The 24604-nt window shown below is 68.6% G+C and carries 20 protein-coding genes; 4 read left to right on the plus strand and 16 right to left on the minus strand.

The genetic code is table 11. The annotated features are described in order from the left end of the window. Positions 1-121: 121 nt before the first annotated feature. The 5 genes from AC06FD_RS06370 to fusA all read right to left on the minus strand — a co-directional run bounded on the left by AC06FD_RS06370 (position 122) and on the right by fusA (position 7839). Entirely contained in the window at positions 122-574 is a 453-nt protein-coding gene (locus AC06FD_RS06370) for a pilin (protein WP_478077324.1), read from the minus strand. A gap of 172 nt (positions 575-746) precedes the next feature. After that, positions 747-1202 (minus strand): pilin, encoded by a 456-nt coding sequence (locus tag AC06FD_RS06375; protein ID WP_478077325.1) that lies wholly within the window; start codon positions 1200-1202, stop codon positions 747-749. Between the two features lie 502 nt (positions 1203-1704). Further along, positions 1705-2625 (minus strand): M14 family metallopeptidase, encoded by a 921-nt coding sequence (locus tag AC06FD_RS06380; protein ID WP_478077326.1) that lies wholly within the window; start codon positions 2623-2625, stop codon positions 1705-1707. A 147-nt stretch (positions 2626-2772) separates the two neighbouring features. Further along, positions 2773-5469, minus strand: a complete 2697-nt coding sequence (locus AC06FD_RS06385) for an autotransporter family protein (RefSeq protein ID WP_478077327.1) — start codon at positions 5467-5469, stop codon at positions 2773-2775. A 327-nt stretch (positions 5470-5796) separates the two neighbouring features. After that, entirely contained in the window at positions 5797-7839 is a 2043-nt protein-coding gene (gene fusA, locus AC06FD_RS06390) for an elongation factor G (protein ID WP_478077328.1), read from the minus strand. A 581-nt stretch (positions 7840-8420) separates the two neighbouring features. Between fusA and AC06FD_RS06395 the strand changes: the two genes are divergently transcribed. After that, positions 8421-10619 (plus strand): TonB-dependent siderophore receptor, encoded by a 2199-nt coding sequence (locus tag AC06FD_RS06395; protein ID WP_478077329.1) that lies wholly within the window; start codon positions 8421-8423, stop codon positions 10617-10619. A 536-nt stretch (positions 10620-11155) separates the two neighbouring features. Here the strand turns inward: AC06FD_RS06395 and AC06FD_RS06400 are convergent. The 8 genes from AC06FD_RS06400 to AC06FD_RS06435 form a co-directional block, all read right to left on the minus strand. Continuing rightward, the gene (locus AC06FD_RS06400; RefSeq protein WP_259202615.1) at positions 11156-11926 is read right to left on the minus strand and encodes a heme ABC transporter ATP-binding protein; all 771 of its coding nucleotides are present in this window, start codon (positions 11924-11926) and stop codon (positions 11156-11158) included. Beyond that, complete coding sequence (locus tag AC06FD_RS06405) at positions 11923-12966, minus strand: FecCD family ABC transporter permease (protein ID WP_259202614.1); 1044 nt, start codon at positions 12964-12966, stop codon at positions 11923-11925. Before AC06FD_RS06405 ends, AC06FD_RS06400 begins: the two co-directional genes overlap by 4 nt. Continuing rightward, entirely contained in the window at positions 12963-14009 is a 1047-nt protein-coding gene (locus tag AC06FD_RS06410) for a heme/hemin ABC transporter substrate-binding protein (RefSeq protein ID WP_394161914.1), read from the minus strand. The genes AC06FD_RS06405 and AC06FD_RS06410 overlap by 4 nt, the downstream gene beginning before the upstream one ends. 48 nt (positions 14010-14057) lie before the next feature. Next, entirely contained in the window at positions 14058-15434 is a 1377-nt protein-coding gene (locus AC06FD_RS06415; protein WP_478077330.1) for a YncE family protein, read from the minus strand. A gap of 128 nt (positions 15435-15562) precedes the next feature. Beyond that, entirely contained in the window at positions 15563-16570 is a 1008-nt protein-coding gene (locus AC06FD_RS06420; protein ID WP_478077331.1) for an alpha/beta hydrolase, read from the minus strand. Between the two features lie 124 nt (positions 16571-16694). Next, positions 16695-17450 (minus strand): hypothetical protein, encoded by a 756-nt coding sequence (locus tag AC06FD_RS06425; RefSeq protein WP_478077332.1) that lies wholly within the window; start codon positions 17448-17450, stop codon positions 16695-16697. Between the two features lie 131 nt (positions 17451-17581). Next, positions 17582-17773 (minus strand): hypothetical protein, encoded by a 192-nt coding sequence (locus tag AC06FD_RS06430; protein ID WP_259202609.1) that lies wholly within the window; start codon positions 17771-17773, stop codon positions 17582-17584. Between the two features lie 300 nt (positions 17774-18073). Beyond that, positions 18074-18679, minus strand: a complete 606-nt coding sequence (locus AC06FD_RS06435; protein ID WP_478077333.1) for a TetR/AcrR family transcriptional regulator — start codon at positions 18677-18679, stop codon at positions 18074-18076. Between the two features lie 81 nt (positions 18680-18760). On the opposite strand from AC06FD_RS06435, the gene AC06FD_RS06440 reads away from it, so the two are divergent. Next, complete coding sequence (locus tag AC06FD_RS06440; protein WP_478077334.1) at positions 18761-19387, plus strand: NAD(P)H-dependent oxidoreductase; 627 nt, start codon at positions 18761-18763, stop codon at positions 19385-19387. Positions 19388-19719: 332 nt separating this feature from the next. On the opposite strand, the gene AC06FD_RS06445 is transcribed toward AC06FD_RS06440, so the two are convergent. The 3 genes from AC06FD_RS06445 to AC06FD_RS06455 form a co-directional block, all read right to left on the minus strand. Then, positions 19720-20091, minus strand: coding sequence for a DUF805 domain-containing protein (locus AC06FD_RS06445; RefSeq protein WP_259202606.1), 372 nt, complete (start codon positions 20089-20091; stop codon positions 19720-19722). 131 nt (positions 20092-20222) lie between these two features. Further along, positions 20223-21668 carry an amidohydrolase family protein gene (locus AC06FD_RS06450; RefSeq protein WP_478077335.1) on the minus strand — a complete coding sequence of 482 codons (1446 nt, stop codon included), beginning with the start codon at positions 21666-21668 and terminating at the stop codon, positions 20223-20225. Between the two features lie 146 nt (positions 21669-21814). Beyond that, positions 21815-22420: a glutathione S-transferase family protein gene (locus AC06FD_RS06455; protein ID WP_478077336.1), complete on the minus strand. Its 606-nt coding sequence runs from the start codon at positions 22418-22420 to the stop codon at positions 21815-21817. A gap of 121 nt (positions 22421-22541) precedes the next feature. Here AC06FD_RS06455 and AC06FD_RS06460 point away from each other — a divergent pair, with 121 nt between their 5' ends. Both AC06FD_RS06460 and AC06FD_RS06465 read left to right on the plus strand, forming a co-directional pair. Beyond that, on the plus strand, positions 22542-23528 hold the full coding sequence (locus tag AC06FD_RS06460) for a helix-turn-helix transcriptional regulator (RefSeq protein ID WP_259202603.1): 987 nt from the start codon (positions 22542-22544) through the stop codon (positions 23526-23528). A gap of 51 nt (positions 23529-23579) precedes the next feature. Then, entirely contained in the window at positions 23580-24482 is a 903-nt protein-coding gene (locus AC06FD_RS06465; protein WP_259202602.1) for a LysR family transcriptional regulator, read from the plus strand. Positions 24483-24604: the final 122 nt, after the last annotated feature.

Consider the following 24604-nt stretch of genomic DNA (forward strand, 5'->3'; position numbering starts at 1 on the left):
GACGGCGACAACGCGGCCTTGCTGCGCTGTCGCGTGGGTTGCCTGTGCTGTGGCCGACACGGGGTCATCGGCAGGGAAAGGCAGGATGCGGAAGGCATCCTGCCGTACGCGCCTGGGGTGATCAGGGGGTGCCGCGGCAGCTGACCGGAAGCAGGTCGGTGGGGGTGACGCTGCTCGTGCAGCTCCATGCGCCATCCGCAGTGCGAGCAAGCGTCAGGGTATCGGTCGCTGTGATCTTCGACGCGGCCTTGAACTTGCACTCAAACGCACCAGCTCCAGCGGTGGTGAAGACCGCTGTGATGGTGGCGCACGCGTCACTGCTTGCCGACAGACCCACATCCGCCGGCGTCTTAACCTCAACCCCCTCGCCCACGCTGGTCTCCACACCAATCTTGCCCGGGGCGAGCTCGGCCAGCGCGGCGCCCGTCTTGGCCTTTGCCACGTAGTTCTGATACTGCGGCATCGCGATGGCGGCGAGGATGGCGATGATCGCGATGACGATCATCAGTTCGATCAAGGTGAAGCCACCCTGGCGCGAAGCCGTCTTGAAGCGCATCTGGCTACGGAAGTTCATACATGTCCTTTGAGCAACGATAGAAGGTGGCGTGACCCGTCAAAACACGACGGATCGGCCGGGGCACAGGAGACCACCGCCGCCCCCGCCGCTGCTATGCAAGTTGTTTCAAAAGACGCTTGGATCCGGCGCTTTACTAGTTTTTGCATCGGCGGCATCCAGCATCGCCGGCCTATCTGCACGACGGCGGCAGCAGGTCCTGATCGGCGACGGTGCTGGAGCAGGTCCACTTGTAACCGGGAGGACCAGAGTGCTCCAGGGTAAGCTTGCCGCCCAGCCGGGAGGTTTGCCTCAGCTCGCAGGTAAGCTTGGCATACCCGGACGAACCCGGCTCGAACAGGATGTTCTCGCAACGGCTGCTCGACGCAGGCAAGCCGATGACATCCGGCCTGAGTGCCGGCGGACGCGATGCGCCATTTTCAGCCAGATACGTCCCCCAGCCAACCTTGCCCGGTGCAAGCTCGGCCAATGCAGCGGCAAGCTGCGTCCGGGCGACGTAGTCCTGATACTGCGGCAGCGCGATCGCCGCCAGGATGGCGATGATGGCCACCACGATCATCAGTTCGATCAGGGTGAATCCGCGCTGGGACGCGGCCTGGGTGAAGTACGGGGTGCTACGGGTACGCATGGGAAGCCTTTCAGCAACAGGAGTTTGGAGAGGCGTCCAGCACACCATCCCTGCGCGGGATGAGCCATGCAACATCTACGAAAGCGCGGCGAGGACCGCGCTTTACGAAGAGTTGTATCTACGACGTAATACAGACTGCCGACGATCGACTGCCCATGCTCGCAGGGCTGCGTGTATCCGCCGCCGTCGACACTCAGCCTGTCGCTCAGATACTGCGTGCCGCCCGGCATCGCTGAGCCCCCGGAGGCCGCAGAGGAGGTGCCGCCATGGCTGGGCGCGGTCGCCGACTGTGCGGGCGCGGCCATGGATTCAGAACCGCCGACCCGGGAGCAGCGCACGGCGGATAATGCGGGCAATCTACTGAAACTAACGCCGTACCGGCCCTGCACGCGATATCAAGAGGCCGCCATAACGCCTCGAACGGAGGCAGCGCCGATCGCCCAGCAAAGGCCGGGGCGAAGCGGCCTCGCCGTCATGGCCCGGGTACGCTGTCAGGCGCCATTCAACGCTGGGCCAGCGCGAAATCCAGTCCGGCACACACCGCCGCCACTTGCGCGTCGTTGCATTCCTGCGGCGTGGTACGCGGGCTGTCCGGGTAGACCTCGGTGGTGGTCGCAAAGCGTGCATCGGTGAAGCCGGCGCAGGCACCGATCGAACGCGACTCGCCCCAGACCACGCCCTTGGACTGCAGCGGCATGCCGATCAGTTCGCCGTTGGCATCGGCCGGGGCGATATGGGTGACCTTCTCCACCGCTGCGATCAGCGCCTGCTGGAAGGCCGGCTGCGGGTCTTCGCTGTTGCCGATCACGTAGAAGCCATCGGGAATGATGTCTGGCACGAGAACCTTGCCGTCGCGTGCGCAGCGCGCGGGGTCGAACTCGTGCAGATCGCTGTCGGTGGTTTCGTGCAGGTCCAGGTGCACCAGCAGGGTGTCGCCGCGCGTGACCACCCACTGCATCAACGCACGTGCCTCTTCGATCAGGCCGCCCTCGCGGAAGCTGCGGTTGGGATCGATCGCGTCGGGATTCCAACGCTGGATGCGCTCATAGCCCCACGGGCTGACGCACGGCGCAACGACGAGGTTGATGCGGCCGGCGTAGGCTTCGGCGTTTTCGTCGAGGAACTGCAGCGCGCCATGCACGCCGCTGGTTTCATAGCCGTGCACGCCACCGGTGACCAGCGCGGTCGGCAGCGTGGCATCCCAGTCCTGGTTGACCACGGCAAACAGCGGGTAGTGATCGGGCGCGTAGTCGAGCTGGCCGTACTGGACCACCTCGAAGCGTTCGCCGAGGCGTTCGAGCGCGGCCACCACGTCATCGTGGTAGCTGCGCTGGCGCTGCTGTGCCGCCCGCCATTGCGCGCGCTCTGCGTCACCCCAGGGCTGGCCGGGGGTGCCGATCGGGTAGAAATGCGCGGTGGTCATCAAGCGGCTCCAAAGATCGAATACGGTGCAGCCGGCTATTCTATCCCTGTGCGCCCAGCGCCGCTTACCCGACCGGCCGCGGGCCAGGCTGCCCGGCGCCGCCAAGCTGGACGCTCAAGCCAACCCGGGCGAACCCGTGGCGCCGGCTCACCAGGCGGCGCGCAGCCCCAAGGAGGCAGTCCCTTCCCGATACCCCCCATCGCCGCGCTGCCAGCCCGCGTCGCCCCATGCGCTCCACCGCGACCCCAGGCGCGCCTGCGCACCGGCCGACGCCTCAACCCGGTCGCGCGGCACGCCACCGGCCACACGCTCGCCATCGAAGCGCAGGCGGTTGTCGCCGCTTTCGCGGATCCAGTCGACCGCCACGTATGGCTGCACGCGGTGGCGGCCGGCGGTGTTGGCATGACCGAACACCCGCACGCCCACCCGGCTGCTCAGGCCATCGGCCTCCGCGCCATCGATCACGGTGCCGTTGGTTTCGGTATGCGGGTCGGCGTCGAAGGCGGTATGGCGCAGTTGCACCTGCGGCTGCACGTACAGCGCGCGCGCGCCGCTGTCGACCAGTGCGAAGGCGTAACCGACCTCGACCGACGCCGCGGTGCCGCGGCTGTCGTAGCGCTCTTTGCGCAATGCCTCGCCCTGCACGCTGTTGTCGAAGCGTGCGTGCTGCAGCGCGGCGCCTGCGTACAGGCCACGGTCACTGCCCGCGGTCTGCCGCCACTGCCCGTATACGCCCACGACCTGGCCGCTGACCTTACCGTGGGCGCGGTAGGCGGTCAGGCGCGAGGTACTGGTGTTGGTGGCGCGCCCGCTGCCCACCATCACCCCCAGTTGGCCGCGACCGACCTGCCCCCAGTCCAGTACATCCGTGCCCACCTGGACCGCCGCGCCGTCCCCGCGCACATGCAATTGATCGGCAACGGCACCGTAGCGGGCGCGACTGCCGCTGACCATCGCCCATGCGCCGCGCTCGCTGCCGCCGCGCGCCGCATCACGATCCTGCGCCGTCGAAGCGAACATCTGTACTGCCGCGCGCTGGTTGGCCAGGTAAGCGCCGGGCTCCGGGCGAAGCACGGGCTGCGGTGCGGGACCGGTTTCCGGCTCCGGACGCAGCTCCGGTTCCAGCGTCTCGTCGATGCATTGCGGCAGGCCGGGGTCAGCCAGGCAAGGGTCCGGCGACGGCGCGGTGCAGCCATCCGCCATGGGATCGGTCGCGCACGGATCGGTCTCCGGCTGCAGTTCCGAGCGCAGGTACCAGTGGCCGTCGGCCGGATCGCTGTGGCTGCCCTTGAACAGGAAGTACTCGTACTGCCCACCGACGGCACGGCCGGCGAGGGTCAGCGCGGCGGCGGACTGCCCATCCACCCGGATCAGCTGGATGCCATCCACGGTCTGGCCGCCGCGGCCCCCTGCATTGTTGACCACGACCGCGCCACGCCCGGCGGTATCGCCCTTCACCCACAGATGGTCGGTCGGCGAGCCGTCATCACCCAGGCCGCTGTCGAACGCCAGGGTGCTGTCTTCGATCCGCAGATCACCGCGCACGATCAGGCGGTCGCCGACGCTGCCGGCACCCAGCGCAAGCACGCTGCCGTTGCGCAGGCTGAGCTGGTCCAGTTGCGACGGGCCCCAAGCATTCCAGCGGCTGCTGTCCAGCTGCACGGCCAGCGACGCGCCTTCGTCAGCCTGCACGCTGCCCTGCAGGCGCGAGCCGGTGGCGTGGATGTCGATGGCGGCGCCATTGCGCGCGTGCGCCAGGCCCATGCCGCCCGCCACCTGGACGTCGCTGTTGTCCAGTTGCACGTCCAGGCGCGCACCGTTGTCGGCCACCAGCGCCTGCGCGCCGCGGCCGATCAACGACGAATCGGTGGCAGTGACGCGGTTGATGCTATCGGCTTCGCCGGCAAACACCACCGCATCGCCCCCATCCAGCACGCTGCCGGCGCCAAGGTCCAGCGTGTTGTCCTGGCCGCGCAGGAACTGCACCGCGTGACTCTGCGCCGACCTCACGCCGGCGTGCTGCAGGCGCAGCCGCGCGCCGATGCCGACCGGCGTGCCGTTGTCCTGGTAGCCGGCCAGGATGCCGACGCTGCCAGCGCCGAAGGTGGTCACCGTGCTGTCGACCAGGGTAACGTCGGCGCGGTAAACCACGCCCGGTCTGCCGCTGGTGCTCCAGCGCATCGAACGCGCGTGGATACCGTGCGCGCCATCGCCGGTGGTCGTCACGCTGGACCCGTCGCGCATGGCGAGGATGCCGCCCATCATGCTGACACCCGCAGCGTTCTGCCCGGCCGTCGTGAACTGCGTGCCGGTCACGTCCACCGCATTGACCCCGGTCACCCCCATCGCGTGGGACTGCACGCCGGTCGTACTCACGGTGCTGCCCTGGACCGTGATCTGGCCGACCTTGTCCAACGCACCCGTGCTGCTGTCGAACGTTGTCGAACTGAACAACAGTCCGACCGCCTTGTCGCCACTGGTACGGAAATCCGAATCCACGATCACCGCGTCATAGACCACGCCATTGTTGTAGTACTCGGCGCCGTAGTACGACAACGCGCTCATTTCATCGCCGCGGGTGACCACCTCGGTGCGCTCCATCCGCAGGTTGCCACGATCAATGCGGACGGCTTCGCGGCCAGCGCCGCTGCCACTGGCGTGATTGATCACCCGGGAGTCGTAGATTTCCGCGTGGCCGTAGGTAACCGGCTGGATGAATTCCAGCTCGGCGTCACGAATGATCACGGTCTCGGCGGCGACGGCCGCCATCGGCGCCAGGGATACCGCAAGGGCGGCAGCGACGGCCAGGCACAACGTGTTGCCACGCAGGGAGGGAGCATTCATGGGAGGCATCCAGAAGAAGGAGAGCAGCGCCGCGCCACGAAGACATCGCGCGGTGCGATGCCCTGCGAAAGCGGCAACCGGGTATCACGGGCGGGCGAAGGGCGAGGAAACCGCACGCAATCGCATGTCGCGCCCGACCTCCTTTGTGGCGCATTGTCCGGATGTGCGTGCCGGGCCCAATGCAACTAGTACGAAATGCGCGGCGCGGCGTCGCCCGGTTCATTTGGCGTAAATGCCCACGAAAAAGGGGCCGGTCTCCCGGCCCCCTTCATCTTCTTCATCAGCGGAGGGTGATGTCCATGCCGACCCACGGCCGGCCGTCCCCCATCAAGCCGCCTGCACTTCTTCATAGCCATTGAAGCGCATGTCGCTGGTCGCCCTTCCCTGGGTGAGCGAGCGCAGCGCGGTGGTGTAACCGGCGAGCCGCGCCAGCGGCGCATAGCCCACCACCTCCACCTGCGCGCCATGGTCCTCGATCGAGGCCACCCGCCCGCTGCGCCGGTTGAGGTCGCCCACCACGTCGCCGACATTGCCCGACGGCGCGTGGATGGCCACTTCCATCACCGGTTCCAGCAGGCGGGTGCCTGCCGTGGCCAGTGCCGCCTTGAGCGCCTCGCTGCCGGCCCGGTGGAAGGCCATCTCCGAGGAGTCCTTGGCGTGGGTCTGGCCGTCGGTCAGCACCACCTCGATCCCGACCACCGGATGTCCACGCGGCCCTTCTTCCAGCGCCGCGCGCACGCCCTTCTCCACCGCCGCCACGAACGACTTCGGGATGACCCCACCGACCGTGCGGTCGATGAAGCGCACCGCGTCGTCGCCGGTGGGCGTCACATCCACCAGCACCCGGGCGTACTGGCCCTGGCCACCGGTCTGCTTGACGACCTTGCCTTCCACGCCCTGCACCGCCCGCGCCGGGGCTTCCTGGTAGGCCACGCGGGGCGCGCCCACCTTGACCGGCACGTTCCACTCGCTGCGCAGGCGCTCGACCATCACCTCCAGGTGCAGCTCGCCCATGCCCCAGATCAGGGTTTCCCCGGTCACCGCATCGGTAGCGACGCGGAACGAGGGGTCTTCCTGCGCCAGGCTAGACAGGCCCTGGCTCATCCGGATCAGGTCGGACGCCTTCTCCGCGCCCAGCCGCCACGCCAGCACCGCGTGCTGGGCATGGATGGTATCCAGCAGCAGCGGCGCAGATGGCGCGCTGAGCGTTTCACCGCTCACCGCATCCTTCCAGCCGATCACCGCCACGATGTCACCGGCAACCGCCTCGGTGATGTCGCGGGTCTGGTCGGCCTGCACCCGCACCAACCGACTGATGCGGCGGCCCTGTGCGTGCTGCGAGCTGGCCACCTGGTCGCCCACCTTCAAGGTGCCCGAGTACACCCGCACAAAACTCAATGCGGCATGGGCCTGGTGGGTGATCTTGAACAGCAGCGCGGCCAGCGGCCCGTTCGGGTCCGGCGGCAACCGCACCTCGCTCTCGCCACGCGTCGCCACCACCGCAGGACGGTCAAGCGGCGACGGCAGGAAGTCGACGATCGCATCCAGCAGCGTGTCGATGCCCTTGCTCTTGAACGCAGCGCCGGCCAGCACCGGCACGCCGGCGCCCGCCAGCGTGGCCCGGCGCAGCGCGGCGCGCAGCGCGGCATCGTCCACCACCGCACCCGCCAGCCAGGCATCGGCCAGGGTGTCGTCGTGATCGGCGACCGCCTCGATCAGGCGCAGGCGATGCGGCTGCCACCGCGCCTGCTGTTCGGCGGTCCAGTCGCTGCGGGTCGGGTTGCCGACGTCGTCCCATTCCACCACCTGCCGGGCGATGAAATCGACCCAGCCGTGGAAGTGGTTTTCATCGCCAAGCGGCCAGCCCACGGCCCACGGACGCGCCTGCAGCTTGTCCTGCAACTGGGCCAGCACGCGTTCGAACGAGGCGCCGATGCGGTCCATCTTGTTGACGTAGGCGATCAGCGGCACGCCATGCCGGCGGGCCTGGTGCCAGACGGTCTCGGACTGCGGCTGCACGCCATCGACGGCGGAGAACACCGCGACCGCGCCGTCGAGCACGCGCAGCGAGCGCTCCACTTCGATCGCGAAATCGATGTGCCCGGGGGTATCGATCAGGGTCAGCCGATGGTCCTCGCCGCCGCGCGGCGCCCAATGCGCCTGCACGGCCGCGGCGCCGATGGTGATGCCGCGCTCGCGTTCGATCGCCGAGAAGTCGGTGGTGGCCGCGCCATCATGGACTTCGCCGACGCGGCGGATCTCGCCGGTTTTCCACAGCAGGCGTTCGGTGAGGGTGGTCTTGCCGGCGTCGATGTGGGCGATGATGCCCAGGTTGCGCCAGTGGGAAAGGGTGTAAGTCGTGGTGTTCATGGTGATTGATCTCATCGCCAACATCGAGGAGCCGCACGCCGCCGTTGGCTAACGGGCGTGCGGCCAGGTTTGGGGCTCGGCGATCTGGTGCATGGCACGTTCTCCTTTGCATGGGTCATGAAGCGCTGAAACGAAAAGAGCGCCCGGTTGGGCGCTCTGTCTGGGGTCTTTCAGGGTGACCGGAAACCGGTCAACCGCCTGATGAGCCGCAGGGCAGACGCGCCCGTACCGCGCTTGCGCGGGTCTGGGTAAAAAACGTCAGGAGCGGCATCGAGGTCATGGCGGCGGAATCGGGTGGATGCGCGCATTCTAGACCTCGTCGCGGCATGCGCAAGCCTTTATTGCACTCATGCATGGAACGCTGAGGCGCCAGGTGGCGGATAGGCTCCAACCATGGTGCGCATTGCCGACGATACGTGTCCCGTATATGCGAATGGGTCGCAATTGCATAATGTGGCGAAATCCCTAGAATGCTCCGGGCAAACGTCGCCCCAGGCGACGCGAACGACGCGGGTCGCGGCTCCGGGCCGCCTTGCGCAAGCCAGTCCCCGCACCCCTTCCGTGCCTTCGAGTCATCCGTCATGCCCTTCCCCACCGAATCCTCCCGCCGGTTGCGCCCCAACCTGCTTGCCTTGGCCTGTGCGCTGGCCGCTGCCGGCGTGTTTCCCGCGCACGCGCAGACCGCGACCGATCTCGACGCGGTCAAGGTCAATGCCTACCGCGCCGCCAACAGCACCAGCGGTGCCACCAAGACCAGCACCAGCATTGCCGAGACGCCGCAGTCGGTGTCGGTGATCGAGCGTGCCGAACTGGATGCGCGTGGTGTGCAGTCGCTCAACGATGCGATGCGCTACGTGGCCGGGGTGAGCCTGGAAAGCAGCGGCATCGACAACCGCGTCGATGACTTCCGCATCCGCGGCTTCGATGCCGGCAGCTGGTCCAACAACGTCACCCTGGACGGCATGCGTGCGCCGCAGGGCAGCCAGTGGAACCGCAGCATGTTCGACAGCTGGAACCTGGAGCGCGTGGAGGTCCTCAAGGGGCCCTCGGCGGTGATGTACGGGCAGATCGCCCCCGGCGGCATGGTCAACCAGGTCAGCAAGACCCCCACGCCGGACCAGGCGCAGCAACTGCGCCTGGGCGTGGATGCCAATGGCCAGTACAGCGCCGCCTTCGACGTGGGCACCGGCACCGCCGACAACGACCACCTGTTCCGCCTGGTCGGCCTGTACCGCGATGGCGACACCCAGATCAAGCACACCCGGCAGACGCATGGGTTCCTGGCACCCAGCTACACCTGGCAGATCGCCGCGCGCACCCGCCTGACCCTGCTGGGCCTGTACCAGAAGGACGACGGCGGCTCGACGTACCAGTTCCTGCCGGCCGCCGGCACGCTCAACCCTACCCGCTACGGCTACATGAAGAACAGCACCTTCATCGGCGAGCCGGGCTGGAACACCTTCGACCGCACGTTGTGGACGGCCGGCTGGATGTTCGAGCACGCGTTCAACGACCACCTCACCTTTACCCAGAGCGCGCGCCGCACGCATGTGGATTCGCTGTACCGGGGCGTGGTCACCTTTGGCGCACTCAACGCCGATGGCCGCACCCAGAACCGTCGCGGCGTGATGGGCACCGGCGACTCGGACGGCGACACGTTCGATACCCGTGTGCAGGCCCGCTTCGCCACCGGTGCGGCAGACCACACCGTGCTGCTGGGCTGGGACTGGCAGCGTGCCGACTGGGAAGGCGTGCGCAGCGCGATGAGCAGCCCGCGCCCGATCGACATCTTCAACCCGGTGTACTCGACTTACGCGCCCACGCTGAGCACCGAAACGCCCACCGCCGGGGTCAACCGCCAGAGCGGCGTGTACCTGCAGGACCAGATCGCACTGGCAAACTGGCGCCTCACCCTGGGCGGGCGGTATGACTGGACCAAGGACGACAGCAGCAGCGCCAACCGCAATATCGCCACCGGCGTTTCCACGCCTGGCGGGCACAGCGTGATCAAGAGCGAGGCATTCACCGGTCGCGCCGGCCTGCTGTATGTGTTCGACAACGGCCTCACCCCGTACGTCAGCTATGCCGAGTCGTTCCAGCCCTCGACCAAGTCGCCGCTGGACAGCTTCACCCAGACCGCGTTCGAGCCGGTCACCGGATCGCAGTGGGAGGCGGGCCTGAAATATCAGCCGGCCGCCGTCGACGGCCTGGTTACGCTGGCCGTGTACGACCTGCGCCAGCAGAACATGATCGTCGACGATCCGGTGGCCAGCCACCGCAACTGCGGCGCCACCGGCACCGCCACCTGCTCGATCCAGGGCGATGAAGGGCGCGTGCGCGGCATCGAACTGGAGGGCCGGATCACTCCGATCGAGGGCTTCAGCCTGATCGGCGCGGCATCGCGGATGGACTCGGAGATGACCCGCTCGGCACCCTACAAGGGCAAGGCGCTGGCGATGGTGCCCGATTACAGCGCCTCGTTCTGGGCCGACTACACCTTCCAGTGCGGCGCACTGCGCGGCTTGAGCCTGGCCGCCGGCGCCCGCTACAACGGGGTCAGCTATGGCGACAGCGCCAACCTGTACCGGATCCCGTCCTACACCCTGTTCGACGCCGCCATCCGCTACGACCTCGGCCGCATCGGCGGCACCGACGTGCAGCTGGCGCTCAACGGCAGCAACCTGGCCGACAAGCGTTTTGCCTCGACCTGCACCGGCGTGTCGTCGTGCTACTACGGCAGCGGTCGCACGGTCATGGCGACGGCGAGGTTCGGCTGGTAACTCCGCCTCGGCGGGTCACCGGCAGCGCCGGGCGCTGGCTCACCTGTCATCGTGTGTGGAGCCGGCCGACGGTTGGCGTTTTCATGGCCTTGATCGGGAAGCGTGTGCAGCCGACCAACGGTCGGCTCTACGGACTTCGCTCCGGCACGTTACCCGTGCAGCCGACCAACGGTCGGCTCTACGGACTGCGCTTCGGCACGTTGCCTGTGCAGCCGACCAACGGTCGGCTCTACTGACTTCGCTTCGGTACGCTACCTGTGCAGCCGACCAACGGTCGGCTCTACGGACCTGCGCTTCGGCACGTTGCTTGTGCAGCCGACCAACGGTCGGCTCTACGGACTCCGCTTCGGCACGTTACCTGTGCAGCCGACCAACGGTCGGCTCTACTGACTGCGCTTCGGCACGTTACCTGTGCAGCCGACCAGCGGTCGGCTCTACTGACTTCGCTTCGGTACGTTACCTGTGCAGCCGACCAACGGTCGGCTCTACGGACTGCGCTTCGGTACGTTACCTGTGCAGCCGACCAACGGTCGGCTCTACGTTGGGTCGGCCACTACTACCAGGGGCACGCCGCGCTGCGGGTGGCGCAGCACGATCACCGGCTGCTGGTAGACACGGCCCAGGGTGGCTTCGGTCAGCACCTCGGCCGGCGTGCCGTCGGCCGCGATCCGGCCCTGCTCCAGCAGCACGATGCGGTCGGCGTGGCCGGCGGCCAGGTTGAGGTCGTGCAGGACCACGATCACGCAGGCACCCGCATCGGCCAGGCCGCGCACGGTGCGCAGCGTGCGCTCCTGGTGGCGCAGGTCCAGTGCGGCGGTCGGCTCATCCAGCAGCAACAGCGGGGTCTGCTGCGCCAGCACGCGCGCGAAGGTGGTGCGTGCCGATTCCCCGCCCGACAACTGCTGCACCTCGCGTTGGCGCAGTGCCTGCAGTTCCGCCGCGTCGATCGCCTGCTCCACCTGTGCGTCATCGCGTGCCGGATCCGGCGGATGCGGCAGCCGCCCCATGGCCACCACTTCTTCCACGCTGAAGGCGAAGCGCACGCCATGTTCCTGCGGCATCACCGCGCGCTCGCGCGCCAGCGGTCCGGCCCTGTAGCCGGCCAATGGCTGGCCCTGCAGCAGCACCTCGCCGGCATCGGCGGGCAGATCGCCGGACGCCACCGCCAGCAGGGTCGACTTGCCCGCCCCGTTCGGGCCGACCAGCGCGGTGACGGTGCCCGGCACGACGTCCAGGTCGATGCCGTGCAGGATCTCGCGCTGCTGGCGACGCACGGTCACCCCGCGCAGGCGCAACAAGGGACTCATGGGGTCTCCTTGCGGCGTTGCTGCAGCACCAGCCACAGGAAGAACGGCGCGCCCAGGGCCGCCGAGAACAGCCCCAGCGGAATCTCCGCCGGTGGATCGAGCGTGCGCGCGGCGGTATCGGCCACCACGATCAACACCGCACCGAGCACGCCGGACACCGGCAGCATCCAGCGATGTCCCGGGCCCACCAGCATGCGCGCCACGTGCGGCACCACCAGGCCCACGAACGCCACCGACCCGGCGAAGGCCACCGCGGCGCCGACCAGCAACGCACTGAACGCCACCAGGCGCCGCCGGGTGCGCGCCACGTCCAGCCCCAGGTGCTGGGCCTGGCGCTCCCCAAGCGCCAGCATGTCCAGTGGCGTGGCCAGGCGCTGCAATGCCAGCACGCCGATGGCGAACAACGGCGCCACCGCGGCGACGTCGCCCCAGCTGGCACGGGCCAGCGAGCCCATCTGCCAGAACACCAGCGACTGCAGTTCGCTCTCGCTGGCGATGTAGGTGAGGAAGCCGATCAGCGCCGAACAGAACGCGGCCATCGCGATCCCCACCAGCAGCAGCGTCGCGTTGCCGCTGCCCTTGCCCGGGCGCGCCAGCACGTAGGTCAGGCTGATCGCCAGCGCCCCGCCGACGAACGCGGCCACCGGCACGATCCAGCCGGCGGCGCCGGCCGCACCGAGCACGATCGCGGCCACCGCCCCCAACGCCGCGCCCTGGCTGACGCCCACGATGCCGGGGTCGGCCAGCGGATTGCCGAACAGGCCCTGCAGGCTGGCGCCGGCCATCGCCAGTGCCGCCCCCACCATGGCGCCCAGCAGCGCGCGCGGAATGCGCAATTGCCATACCACTGCCAGGTCGCGAGGGCTGACCGACTGCGGGTCGGCCAGCCCAAGCTTCACCGCGATCGCCTGCAGTACCTCCAGCGGCGGCAACCGCAACGGCCCCACCGCGAACGAGGCGAGCACCGCCAGCAGCAGGGCCGCTGCCGCCAGCATCAGCATGCCCCGCCCCCTGCGCCGCCGCCGATCCGCCGGACTCATGCCGGCGGCAGCGCCGCCAACGCCCTGGCCAGCGCCAGTGCGCCCACGCCGGAGCCGACGCTGGCGTACTTGAGCTGCACATCGGGCATTACCCAGACCCGGTTGGCCTGTCCGGCCGGGGTCTGCTTCAGCGTCGGATAGGCCTTCCACAGGCCATCGGCGCCACCGAACAACTGCAGGTCATGCTCGGTGACCAGGATTACCTGCGGTGCGGCAGCGACCACGCCCTCGTTGCTCAACGCGGAGTAGTTGGCCACGCCGGCTTCGGTGCCGATGTTGAGGCCCCCGGCCAGGGTGATCAGCTGGGCCGATGCACTGTCCGCGCCGGCCACCGTCGGCGCGCCGCCGGCCCCGGTGGCCGAGACATGGATCACCCGCGGGGCGTGCCCACTGGCCTTGCCGATCGCAGCGGCCTGGTCCAGCTGCTGCTGCACCTGGCCCGCCAACTGCTCGCCGGCGGCGGCAAGCCCGAGTGCGGCGGCGATCTTGCGCACCTTGTCCGGCGCCGGCTGCAGGTCGTCGACCACCACCGCAGGCTCACCGACCGCGCGCAGCTTCTGCGCCAGCTCGGTATGCCGGCGCAGGCTGTTGCCGAGGAACAGCGAGCCCTGCAGGCTCAGCACGCCTTCCACGCCCGTGGTGCGGTTGAACAGGAACTGGTGCGGCGCGGCGCGGCCGGACGCGGTGGTGGTGTTCTTCGGCGCGGCGAACACCTGCGCGCCCAGGCCGAGCGCATCGATCACCGCGATCACATCATCGCCGCCAACGATGATCCGACCGGTGTCGTCCACCTCCACCTCGGCGCCGTCGTCGGAGCGCACCTTGGCCGGCAGGACGGCCGCCTGGCCGGTCAGGCTCGGCAGCGCGCCACCGTCAAGCCGCGTCCAGCCGGCCGGCAGTGCGGGCGCGGCGTCGGCGCCCTTGCTGGCGGTCACCGCGGCCGTGCCAGCGTCGGCCGCCGGCGGCGGCGCCGTGCCTCCGCAGGCAGCCAGCAACAGGGCGGTGGCCAGCGGCAGCAGCCGCGCGCAATGGGTCATGTTCATCTCGTTGCTCCTTCGGCAGGACGGCACGCTGCCGCCCTGCCCTGTGGCTTATGGCTGGCGCAGTGCGATACGGGTGATGCGGTCGCCCTTGGCATCGTCGGTGCCACGCGATTTGTTCACCGCGAACACGTTGCCCTTGCCGTCCGCACGCACATGGTTGGGGAAGGTGCCGCCGTCGAGGTTGCCGACCACCTTGCCGCTGCGGTCGACCACGGTCACCGTGCCGGCACCGCGGCTGGTCACGTAGGCCAGTCCGGTCTTCGCGTCGAAGGCCACGTTGAGCGCGCCCGCACCCACCGCCACGTCGTGCAGCACCTTGCCGCTGGCGACATCGACGATGAGCAGGTTGTCGGTACCCTGCGAGGCCACGTACAGGTGGTTCTGCTGCGGGTCGTAAGCCACGCCGGACGCACTGATCGAATTACCCAGGTCGATCACCTTGTCGATCTTGCCGCTGGCCACGTCGATCACCGCTGCTTCCGGGGTGCCGATGCTGACCGTGAACAGCTTGCCGCTGGCCTCGTCGAGCACCAGGCTCATCGGAGTGAATTTTCCATCGTCCACGCCCGAGGCCAGCGTGATCGGCGCCAACGCCTTGAACGTCTTCGCATCGAACACCGACAGGTGGTCTTCGCCGGTGGCCGAGGCAAACACCTTGCCGCGCTTGGCATCGACCACCACGTCGCGGGCGTGCGGCACGGTCCCGACCGGGAACTGGCGCACCAGCGACAGGTCCGACTGGCGATACACCGCCACGCTGTCCTGGCGGGTGTTGGTCACCCACACGTTGCCGTTGACGTCGTCCACGCCCACGCCGTACACCGCGAATACGCTGCCCCCCTTGGCATCGGGCACCTGCGCCGGCGTGATCGCCTTGACCACCTTCAGGCTGCCGGGGTCCACCTTGAGCAGCTGCGACTGTGTCACCGGCGGACGGCCGACCGCGGAGGTCACGAACACCGCGTTGCTGGCCGCGCTGTAGGCCGACTGGTACAGGCCCTGCACCAGCTTGTTGGACTGGCTGGCAAACCGCTCCTGCCCCGACAACGGCAGCTGCGGCGACACCCGCAGCTTGAGCACGGTGGCAGCGGCCGGCTGGCTGGCACGCACGACCACCGGGTGGGTGCCCGGCACCGCGTCGGCGGGGATCTGCAGCTGGGTCTTGAAGTTGCCCTCGGCATCCACACTGAGCGGCTGCGCGTTGAGCACGGTCTCACCGCGCACCAGGCTGACCTGCTGGCCCGGCACGAAGCCGCGGCCGATCACCTCGGCATGGCTGCCGGGCACGACATTCTCGCCGCGCGAGACGACGGTGCCCTTGAACACACTGGCGGGCTGGTCGAACACCGGCTGGGCGTGGCTGGCCACGGCCAGCAGCAGGCCGGCGGCCAGGGTGGAGAGACGGAGTGAGGAATGGAACGACATGACAGGCTCCTTGCACGGGGTACCGCGCATCGCGCGGCGGTTCATCGATTGCCTGGGCCGGTGCGAGGGTGCACAGGGAGCCTGGGTAGCGGGTGCGCGGCACGGCGCGCGGTGGTTCAATGCGGCAATCAGGGCTGCGCCGGCGCAGCTTTGCTGCGGTCGTCCACGCCATACAGCGCGGCCAGCGTGGCCTGCAGCGAGGCCTGCAACATCGGGCCATGGCCGAGGCCGTCGAATTCGCGGTACTGCACCTCGAGCCCCGGCACCTTGGCCAGGCGCTGCGAGAGCTGCATGGCCGCATCCGGCGTGGCGCCGCCGATGCGGCGCAGGTGCGCGACCACGCGCGGATTGGTCAGGTCGCGCGTGCCGCGATCGCCGATGCGCTCGGCGCCGCCGAGCATCACCCACACATGGGCCTTCTGGCCATGCTGGTTGGCCAGGAACTGCTGCTCCATGTCGCCGAGCGGGGCACCCTGGCTCCACCACAACGACGGGCTTGCCGCGACGTAGTACTGGAACGCGGCCGGCCGGGTATACAGACTGCTGAGCACGAACAGCCCGCCCAGCGAATGCCCCCACAACGCCTGCCGCCCGCGATCGATATTGGCGCGCTTCTCCACTTCCGGCTTGATCCGGCGCTCGATCAGGTCCTGGAAGGCGAACGCACCGCCCCCGACCACGGCCGGCGTGCCGTTTTCGTCATCCGCCCGATCGATCCACGCGGTGTAGTCGGTGGTGCGCGCGGGCGAGTCGATCCGCAGGTCGTTGTCGTAACCGATGAATACCAGTACCGGCGCCGCCCTGGCCGCCAGCTGGGTGAGCAGCGGCTGGTCCATCACCAGTGCGGCCGCATTGCCATCGAGCATGTACAGCACCGGCGCGGGCGCCTTGCCAGCGCGCGCGGGAATGCCGATGTTGACCTGCCAGCGGCGTTGTCCGTCCGGGCTGTCCAGGGTGAAGCGCTCGAAGCGGTAGCTCTCGGCCTTCTGCTCGAAGATCGTATTGCTGACCCGTTGCTGCGGGTTGCGTTGCTGCGCGGACGCCGACGGCACGGCACAGGCCAGGCCGAACAGCAGGCCGGCGAGCGGCAACAGGGCGGGCAAGCGACGACCGCAGGCGGCGAAGGACAACGTCATGGGCACTCAGGGGCGGCGGCGGCAGGCCGCGCACCCGCTTCACATGGGGACGACGCAGTCTACCCCAAATGCGAATGCTTATCACATCGATCGGTGTGTCGACGTGTATCGTCCACGCCGTGTTTCACTCCGCGTTGCAGGCGCTCCGGCCTTCGCCCACCGTGGCAACCGCCTTGCCACCCGGCGCGCTCGGCAGCCAGCCACGCAGTGACATCGCCGCCGGCACCGATGCCGGCCGCTCGCCCTCGGCGATGACCAGCTCGCGCCAGGTCCCTACCGGCTCCAGCTCGGCCAACCGTGCCTGGCGGTCGTCGGCGGTGCTGAAGGTCGCGTCCGGATCGTCGGCAGCGGCGGTGGCACAATGCGACGTCTTGACCGCGCGCACCTGCAGGCCCTGCCCGGCGACGTGCCGGGTACTCACGGTGAACTGTTCGCGCCCGTAGGCCCAGGCGTTGCTGCCGGTGGACGCCACTGCCGCGTCCGAGGACGGCACCTGCAACGTTTCGCCGCCGATGCCCTGCACCATCGCAACGCCGGTCAACGTGCCCATGTACTGCATCATGCGCAGCGCCTGCAGGTCTTTCCCGGCCAGGCGCTTGTCGCTACCGGTTTCGCCGACGGGATTGATCCACCCCTGCTGCGAGCAGAGGATCAGCAGCACCGGCTGGCCCTCGCCCTCACCGACGCGCAGCAGCGTATCGCCGTTGGCGAACTGCTGCAGCTGGCCACGGAACACAGGCTTTCCATCGCTCCCGCCCTGCGTGAACGTCACGTTCGGGCTGCGCTCCAGCAATGGCTCGATGGCGCCGGGCGCGGCGCTGGCACCGGCACTGAACAACGCAATGGCCAACAGCGTGCAACGCGGGAACACAACAGACATACAGACAATCCTTTGCAATGGCATCGACGTGCGGCCGACGCGGAACGGGCGAGCATCATACGCCGGTACCGCACATGCGAAGGCCCGACCGAATGGCCGGGCCTTGGCACGATATTCAGCTGGCAGACGACTTATTCTTCCTCGTCCTGCCCGCCCTGCTGTGCAGTGCGCTCGCGCTTCTGGTCCTGGTCCTGTTGCTGCTGCTGGCCCTGGCGCTGCGGGTCGCGCTGCTGCTGTTGCTGGCCCTGCTGGCCCTGCTGGCCCGGATTCTTCTGGTCCTGCTGATTCTGTTGGTTCTGCTGCGGGTTCTGGTTGGTACCCATCTGTGCATCTCCGGAATGCGGCAACGAAATGATGCCGGTGGATGCACCCTAGACGCGATGAGGTTACCGGCGCGTGCGCTGCCTGCCATCATGCGTAGACGCCATCGACATCTCGGTAAACAATTCAGAACGCGGCCGCGAACGTCCACTCCGGTGTCACATGCGCACGGTGGCTACCGCGCGCGAGCCGCCGCCTGACATGCGCATGCACAGGTAGAGCCGAGCCATGCTCGGCTGCTCTAGCGTGACACGCTCCAGGCAGAGCCGAGCCATGCTCGGCTGCGTCGCGCACGCCGTGCGTCAGGCGCGCGCCACCATCGCGATGATGGTGTCCGCCAACTCCCGTTGCGCCTGCTGCGGCGTGATATCCCCGTTCACCGCCGCATACGAAAGGCCTTCGGCGGCGCCGAGCATGCCCCACAATCCCGCGGTCGGAAGCGCGCCGTCGCGCGCGAACGGGGCCAGCAGGGTGCGGCACTGCTCGATGAAGATCGCCTCGTACTCGCGCTTGATCCGCGCCAGTTCCGGCGAGCCGGCCAACGCTGCGATCACCCCGGGGATCTCACGCCCCTGGGTCTGCACGCAGGCCACGTAGGCCTGCGCGATCACCCCGGCCTTGTCCTGCAGCGTCGGGCCACTGGCGGCCAGCGCGGCGTCCATCACCACGCCTTGGCGCTGGTCGAAGTCCCGGTACAGCGCCGCCAACAACCCGGCCCGGGTCCCGAAATGGTCATACACCACCGGCTTGGTGACCCCGGCCTGTTCGGCCAGTCGACCCAGGCTCAGGGCCTCGGTGCCCTCCTCGCGGACCAGTTGCCAGGCCTGGGCAAGCAGTTGCTGCAGCCGGTCGGCGCGGCTGAGGCGTCGGCGTGGCGAGGGCACAGCGGCACTGGGCGAGCTTGACATGGCTATATACCAATCGTAACTTACGGGCCGTAACTTACCAAAAGTATACCGCCACCCGCCCCCAACGTCACCGGACAGCCCATGCATACCCTGATCGTCATTGCCCACCCCGACCCGACCTCCCTCACCCATGCCGTCGCCGCGGAAGTCAGCCGCGGCATCGCCGCCGACCCGGCCGCCAGCGTGGAACTGGCCGACCTCAGCGCGGAAGGCTTCGACCCGCGGTTCACCCGCGCCGACCTGGACGGCCACCACCGCCGGCAGCCCTTCCCCACCGATGTCCTCGCCGAGCAGGCGCGCCTGGATCGCGCCGACGCGGTGGTGCTGGTCTTTCCGGTGTACTGGTGGGCGATGCCGGCGCAGCTCAAGGGCTGGATCGACCGGGTGTTCTCCAATGGATGGGCGTATGACGATGCCGGCGACGGCGCTGTCCGCAAGAAGCTGGGGCGACTCAGGATGCACCTGCTCGGCCTGGGCGGCGCCGATGAACGCACCTGGAGCAAGCGTGGCTACGATGTGGCGATGAAGACCCAGATCGAGACCGGCATCTTCGACTACTGCGGCGCCCCGGTGGTCAGCGCGACCGTGCTGCTGGCGGTGGACGCAGGCGACGCGACGCCGCATCTGCAGGCCGGCTACGCACTGGGTCGGTCGATCGGGCAGGACGCGCGTTCCTGCTTGCCCCAGGAAGGTGCCGCTCCCATCTGAGGAGCGCCTGGTTGCAAAGGTCGTTGCGGAGTGAGCGCGAGCTACCCATGTTGACGGCAAGTGCCGCCGACACGTGGAGGTGGCGGGTGTCTGCGTTCGGGGTCACCGCGAGCGTCTGGGCTTCGTAGCAGCCGGTAGGCCCTCGGTGCACAATTTCCCCGGCCGCAGCCGGCCCCCTCCTTTTTTCTGCCCAGAGTCCTGCCGGCTACTGCTATGGCGCTCGCTTGCGGTAGAGGCTGAGAGCCGAGCGTTCTTCCAGGCGCTGGGTGGGAGAAGTGCCAAAAAAAACGCCCCGCGATGCGGGGCGCTTTGGTCCAGCGTGGTGCAATCGGTCAGACCGCCGGTGCGGCGGGGCCGAAGCGGTTGTCGCCCGGGGTGCCCGGCAGCACGTAGAACACCAGCAACACGATGCCCGCGAACGGGATCATCCCCAGCAGCATGAACCAGCCGGACTTGTCGGTGTCGTGCAGGCGGCGCACGGACACCGCGATAAACGGTACCAGCGTGGCCAGGATGAAGAGGATGACGATCGCGCCGAACAGCATCGTCAGCACGTCGCTCCCCATGGCCGCACCAATCCCCATGCCGATGTAGCCGACCACGGTGACCAGCATGACGAACAGGTAGAACATCCAGAATTCCTTGCGGCTGGCACGGCCGTCGAACTGGGCGTAACGGGTAAGCGGGATCAACATCGAATTCATGGGATTCACTTCATCCTGAAAGTGTAAAGACCTGCCTCTCCATGGCCGCGACTGCGGCCCATGTAGCAGGGCGGCGCGCAGGATAGCAGTTGTTCAGCCGTTTTTGATTGGCACTTCCGGTATTGACACGCTCACCCTTCCGCGGTGCGCCACGCCGCCACCTTGGTCCGCGTCTGTTCGAGCAATGCGTCCAGCGCCTTGCGGTCGTACACCTGCCCACGCAGTACCACCGTGTCGATCGCTCGCGTCGCGTTGATGTCCTGCAGCGGGTTGTTGTCCAGCAGCACCAGGTCGGCGGCCTTGCCGCTGGCGATGCCACCGTAGCGGTCCAGCGTGCCGAACCACGCCGGGCCCGCGCGCGTGGCCGCGGACAATGCCTGCGCCGGGGTCAGCCCCTCCTTGACGAACAGCGACAACTCGTCGTGCAGGCCGATGCCGGGGTAGTTGAACGAGTTGAGGAAGCCGGCATCGGTACCGGCCATGATCGTTACGCCGGCCTGTTGCAGCATCGGCAGCACCGCGGCGACCTGGTGGTATTCCTGGTGGCGCGCCTGGACCTGTGCCGGCGTCGCCTTCGCCGCACGTTCGACGCGCCAGGCGTAGGTGGCCTGCAGCTTCGGGCCGATATAGGCCAGGTACGGATCGTTGGCGTGGTCGTCCTGGTCGAGGAAATCCAGGATGCGGCCGCCGTTGAGCGTCGGGGTCACGAACACGCCCTTGGCGGCAAAGCCGCGGTAGGCCGCCATCGCCGTGTCATGATCGAAGCCGGCATCCAGGCGCCGATTGGCCTCGGCGCGATCGATGCGCCCGGCCGCGAAATCCGCGGCGATCGCCGCCTCGTCCTTGACCCCGGCCTTGTAGGCGTAGTCCAGGTGTTCGATGGAGCTGATCCCCGCGTCCACTGCCTGCTCTACGGTCAGCGCCATCGGGATGTGGCCGGAGGCGCGCAGGCCGTTGGCGCGCGCGCCACGCACTGCGGCCAGGAACAGCTCGGGGGTCAGCGTGCTGTCGGTGATCTTGACGAAATCCACCTGGTCCTGCTTCAGCCGCAGCAAGGCCGCATCGAGGTCGGCCTGGCTGCCCACTTCAAGGGTCCCCTTCCAGACCGGCTTGATGCCTTCGATCTTGGCGCCGGAGGTGAACAACTGCGGCCCTGCCAGGCGGCCGTCACGGATATCGCCGCGCCAGGCCAGCACCTGCGCCGGCAGATCGCCGGAGGCATCGCGGATCGTGGTGATGCCGTGGGCGATGTAGAGCGGCAGCAGCGCCTTGTTCTCCTCGATCAGCGCCGGGCCGCCGCCGAAGTGCACGTGCATGTCCCACAGCCCGGGGATCAGGTAGCGGCCCTTGGCCTCGACCTTGGTCGTGGCTGACCACTGCCGCGCAATGACGGTGTCATCCCCCACTGCCACGATGTCGGCGCCGCGCACCACGACACTCTGGTCGGGCAGCGTACGGGCGTGCTCCACGTCCACCACGGTGGCGTGGCGGATGATCAGGTCCGCCTGTTCGGCGGAGAATGCGGGGGCGGCCAGCAGCAACAGCGCGGGAACCAAGGCACACAGCGTGGTTTTCATGGGGCGGCAGGGAGGGAAGGAAGACGGGCCACCTTAAGACCGTGCCGCCTGCATGCACCAGTTAAATTTCGGCATGCGCCGCATGCACAAGGCAAATGCCCTGCCGCGCCGTCCGGCGTCGACAGGGCACGTCGCGTCGCCGGCGACTACACCTCGCCCTGCATGGCCGGGCGCGCCTGCAGCCTGCCCAGCCAGTCCTTCACCGCCGGATGGGCATCCACGTCCGCACCCACGTACACGCCATAGCCGACGACGGAGCCCACCACCAGGTCGACCAGCGAGTAAGCCTCCCCCAGCATCCAGCGTCGCTCGGCCAGGTGTACTTCCAGCAGATCCAGCAAGCCATCCACCCCGGCCAGTGCAGCCGCCGCATGCGCGTGGTTGCGCAGCGCCTCATCGGCGGTGGCCAGCGACAGCCGGCTCAGCAGCGCCGCATAGGTGACATAGGCCCAACTGGTCCAGGCCAGCGCCTGCAGCCGCGCCGGGCTGTCATCGGCCGGCCACAGCCCCTGCGCCACGCCGTAGCGCCCGCCCAGCCACTGCAGGATCGCCACACCCTCGAACAACGGCGTGCCGTCCACCACCAGACACGGCACCTTGCCGTTCGGATTGATCGCCAGGTATGCGGGCGTGCGCTGCTCGCCTGTGCGGATATCGATCCGCACCCGCTCATGCGGCACGGACAGTTCGGCCAGCGCGCAGGCGACCGGGGTGGCACTGGACATCGGGTGCCAATAGAAGACGAGGGACATCGGGTACTCCTTGAGGATGATGGTGCGGGAACGGTGCCGGCCTGCCAGGCTTGCACCCTGGATTCAGGCTAGCCACCATTGCGGACAGGTTCCGTCCTCGATCAACCGCCACACTGGGCCCATGCTGACCGCCTCCACCCGCCTGCTCGGCCTGCTGTCCCTGCTGCAATCGCGGCCGCACTGGGGTGGCAATGACCTGGCCGAGCGACTGCAGGTGCACCCGCGCACCCTGCGCCGCGACATCGATCGCCTGCGCCAGCTGGGCTACCCGATCCAGGCCAGCAGCGGCGTTGCCGGCGGCTATGCGTTCCGCGCCGGACGTGCACTGCCGCCCTTGCTGCTCGATGACGAGGAAGCCCTGGCGGCGGCCATCGCCTTGCGCACCGCCGTGACCGGCACCGTCAGTGGCATCGAGCAGACCGCGATCACCGCACTGGTCAAGCTGGAACAGGTGATGCCGCCGCGCCTGCGCAAGCGCCTGGACGCACTGCGCTCGACCATCCTGCCGCTGGACCAGTCGGGGCCGGTAGTCGACGCCGGCCTGCTGGCCACCCTGGCCGGCGCATGCCGCGACCAGTTGCAGCTCGACGTCCACTATGCCGACCGACACAACCAACCCAGCCATCGCCGGCTCGAGCCACAGGGCGTGGTGCATGCCGACCGGCGCTGGTACCTGGTCGCCTGGTGCACCGCGCGCAGCGATTGGCGCACGTTCCGCATCGACCGCATCGTGGCCGCGCCGGTGGTCGGCGCCCACTTCAGCCCGCGCCCGCCGCCGGGCAACGGCGACCTGCGCGAGTGGGTCGCGCGCTCGCTGGCGCTCGGCCAGTACAGCGAACAGGCCCGGGTGATCCTGCATGCACCGCTGGCCAGCATGCAGCGCCAGATCCCGGCCTCGGCCGGGGCCCTGGAGGCGGTGGACGCGGAACGCTGCCTGCTGGTCTGCGGCGCCGGCGCGCTCGGCTCACTCGTGTACTGGCTGATGGCGATGGAGCTGGAATTCGAGGTCCTCGGCCCACCCGCCCTGCAGCAGAAGCTGCGTGACGCCGGCGAGCGGGTTGCACGTGGGCTGGCCCGCGCCACACCCGCGCCTGCGCCCGGCACGTGACCGGGCGCGGCGGTTTGCCGGGCCCGGGGCCGCGTGCAAGACTTCAACCCCATGCCGAACGTGGATGGCAGCGTGGCCGCCAGTGAAAAACCCAATCGCAGCCTGTTCGACCTCGACCTGCTGCGCGCGATCGTGACGGTCGCCGACTGTGGCAGCTTCACCACGGCTGCCGCGCGCCTGCATTCCACCCAGTCCACGATCAGCCAGAAGATCCGTCGCCTGGAAGACATGGCCGGGCACCCGCTGCTGGTGCGCGGCAATCGCGATGTGCACCCCACCGACGCCGGGCAGACCCTGCTCGGCCACGCCCGGCAGATGCTGGCGTTGAACGAACAGATGCTGCAGGCACTGGCCGGCGCCACGGTGGCGGTGACGGTGCGGCTGGGCGTGCCGGAGGATTTCGTCAACGCGCGCACCACCCAGTTGCTGGGCCGCTTCAACCGCCGCCACCCGCAGGTGAAGCTGGAGGTCACCAGCGGGCTCAGCCGCGACCTGGCCAACGGCTACGACCACGGCGAACTGGACCTGGTCCTGATCAAGCAACGCCGCAACAGCCGCGAAGCCACCGCCTGCTGGCCCGAGCCGATGCGCTGGGTGGACAGCGCCCGCACCCCGTGCATCGCACTGGACCCGATCCCGCTGGTGACCTTCCCGCTCCGCGGCCTGTATCGGGACGACCTGATCGCCGCGGTCGAAGCCATGGGCCGGCGTTGGCGGATCAGCTTCACCAGCTCCAGCCTGAGCGGCATCCAGGGCGCGGTCGCCGACGGCATGGGCATCAGCCTGCTGCCGGCCCGCGCCATGACACGCGAGCATCGCGCACTGAATCGCCGGCACGGCCTGCCGCCGATGGACGGCATGGAGATCGCCCTGCTGCATCGCCCCGGTGCCGACCCCCTGGTGCGCGAGCTGGCCGGCCGTTTCGCCCGACTGCTCGATCGCGAGCACCGCTGACGCCGCGTGCCAACGGCCCGGATAGTGACGAGGCTCGCGTACCACTGCTAGGAATCGTCGTAAATTCGGGTGTAAGCGACATTGCTGCACATCCAACCGGGGAGAATCTCCCAACACTTCCT

The sequence above is a fragment of the Stenotrophomonas sp. Steno-Z1 genome (assembly GCF_056393175.1).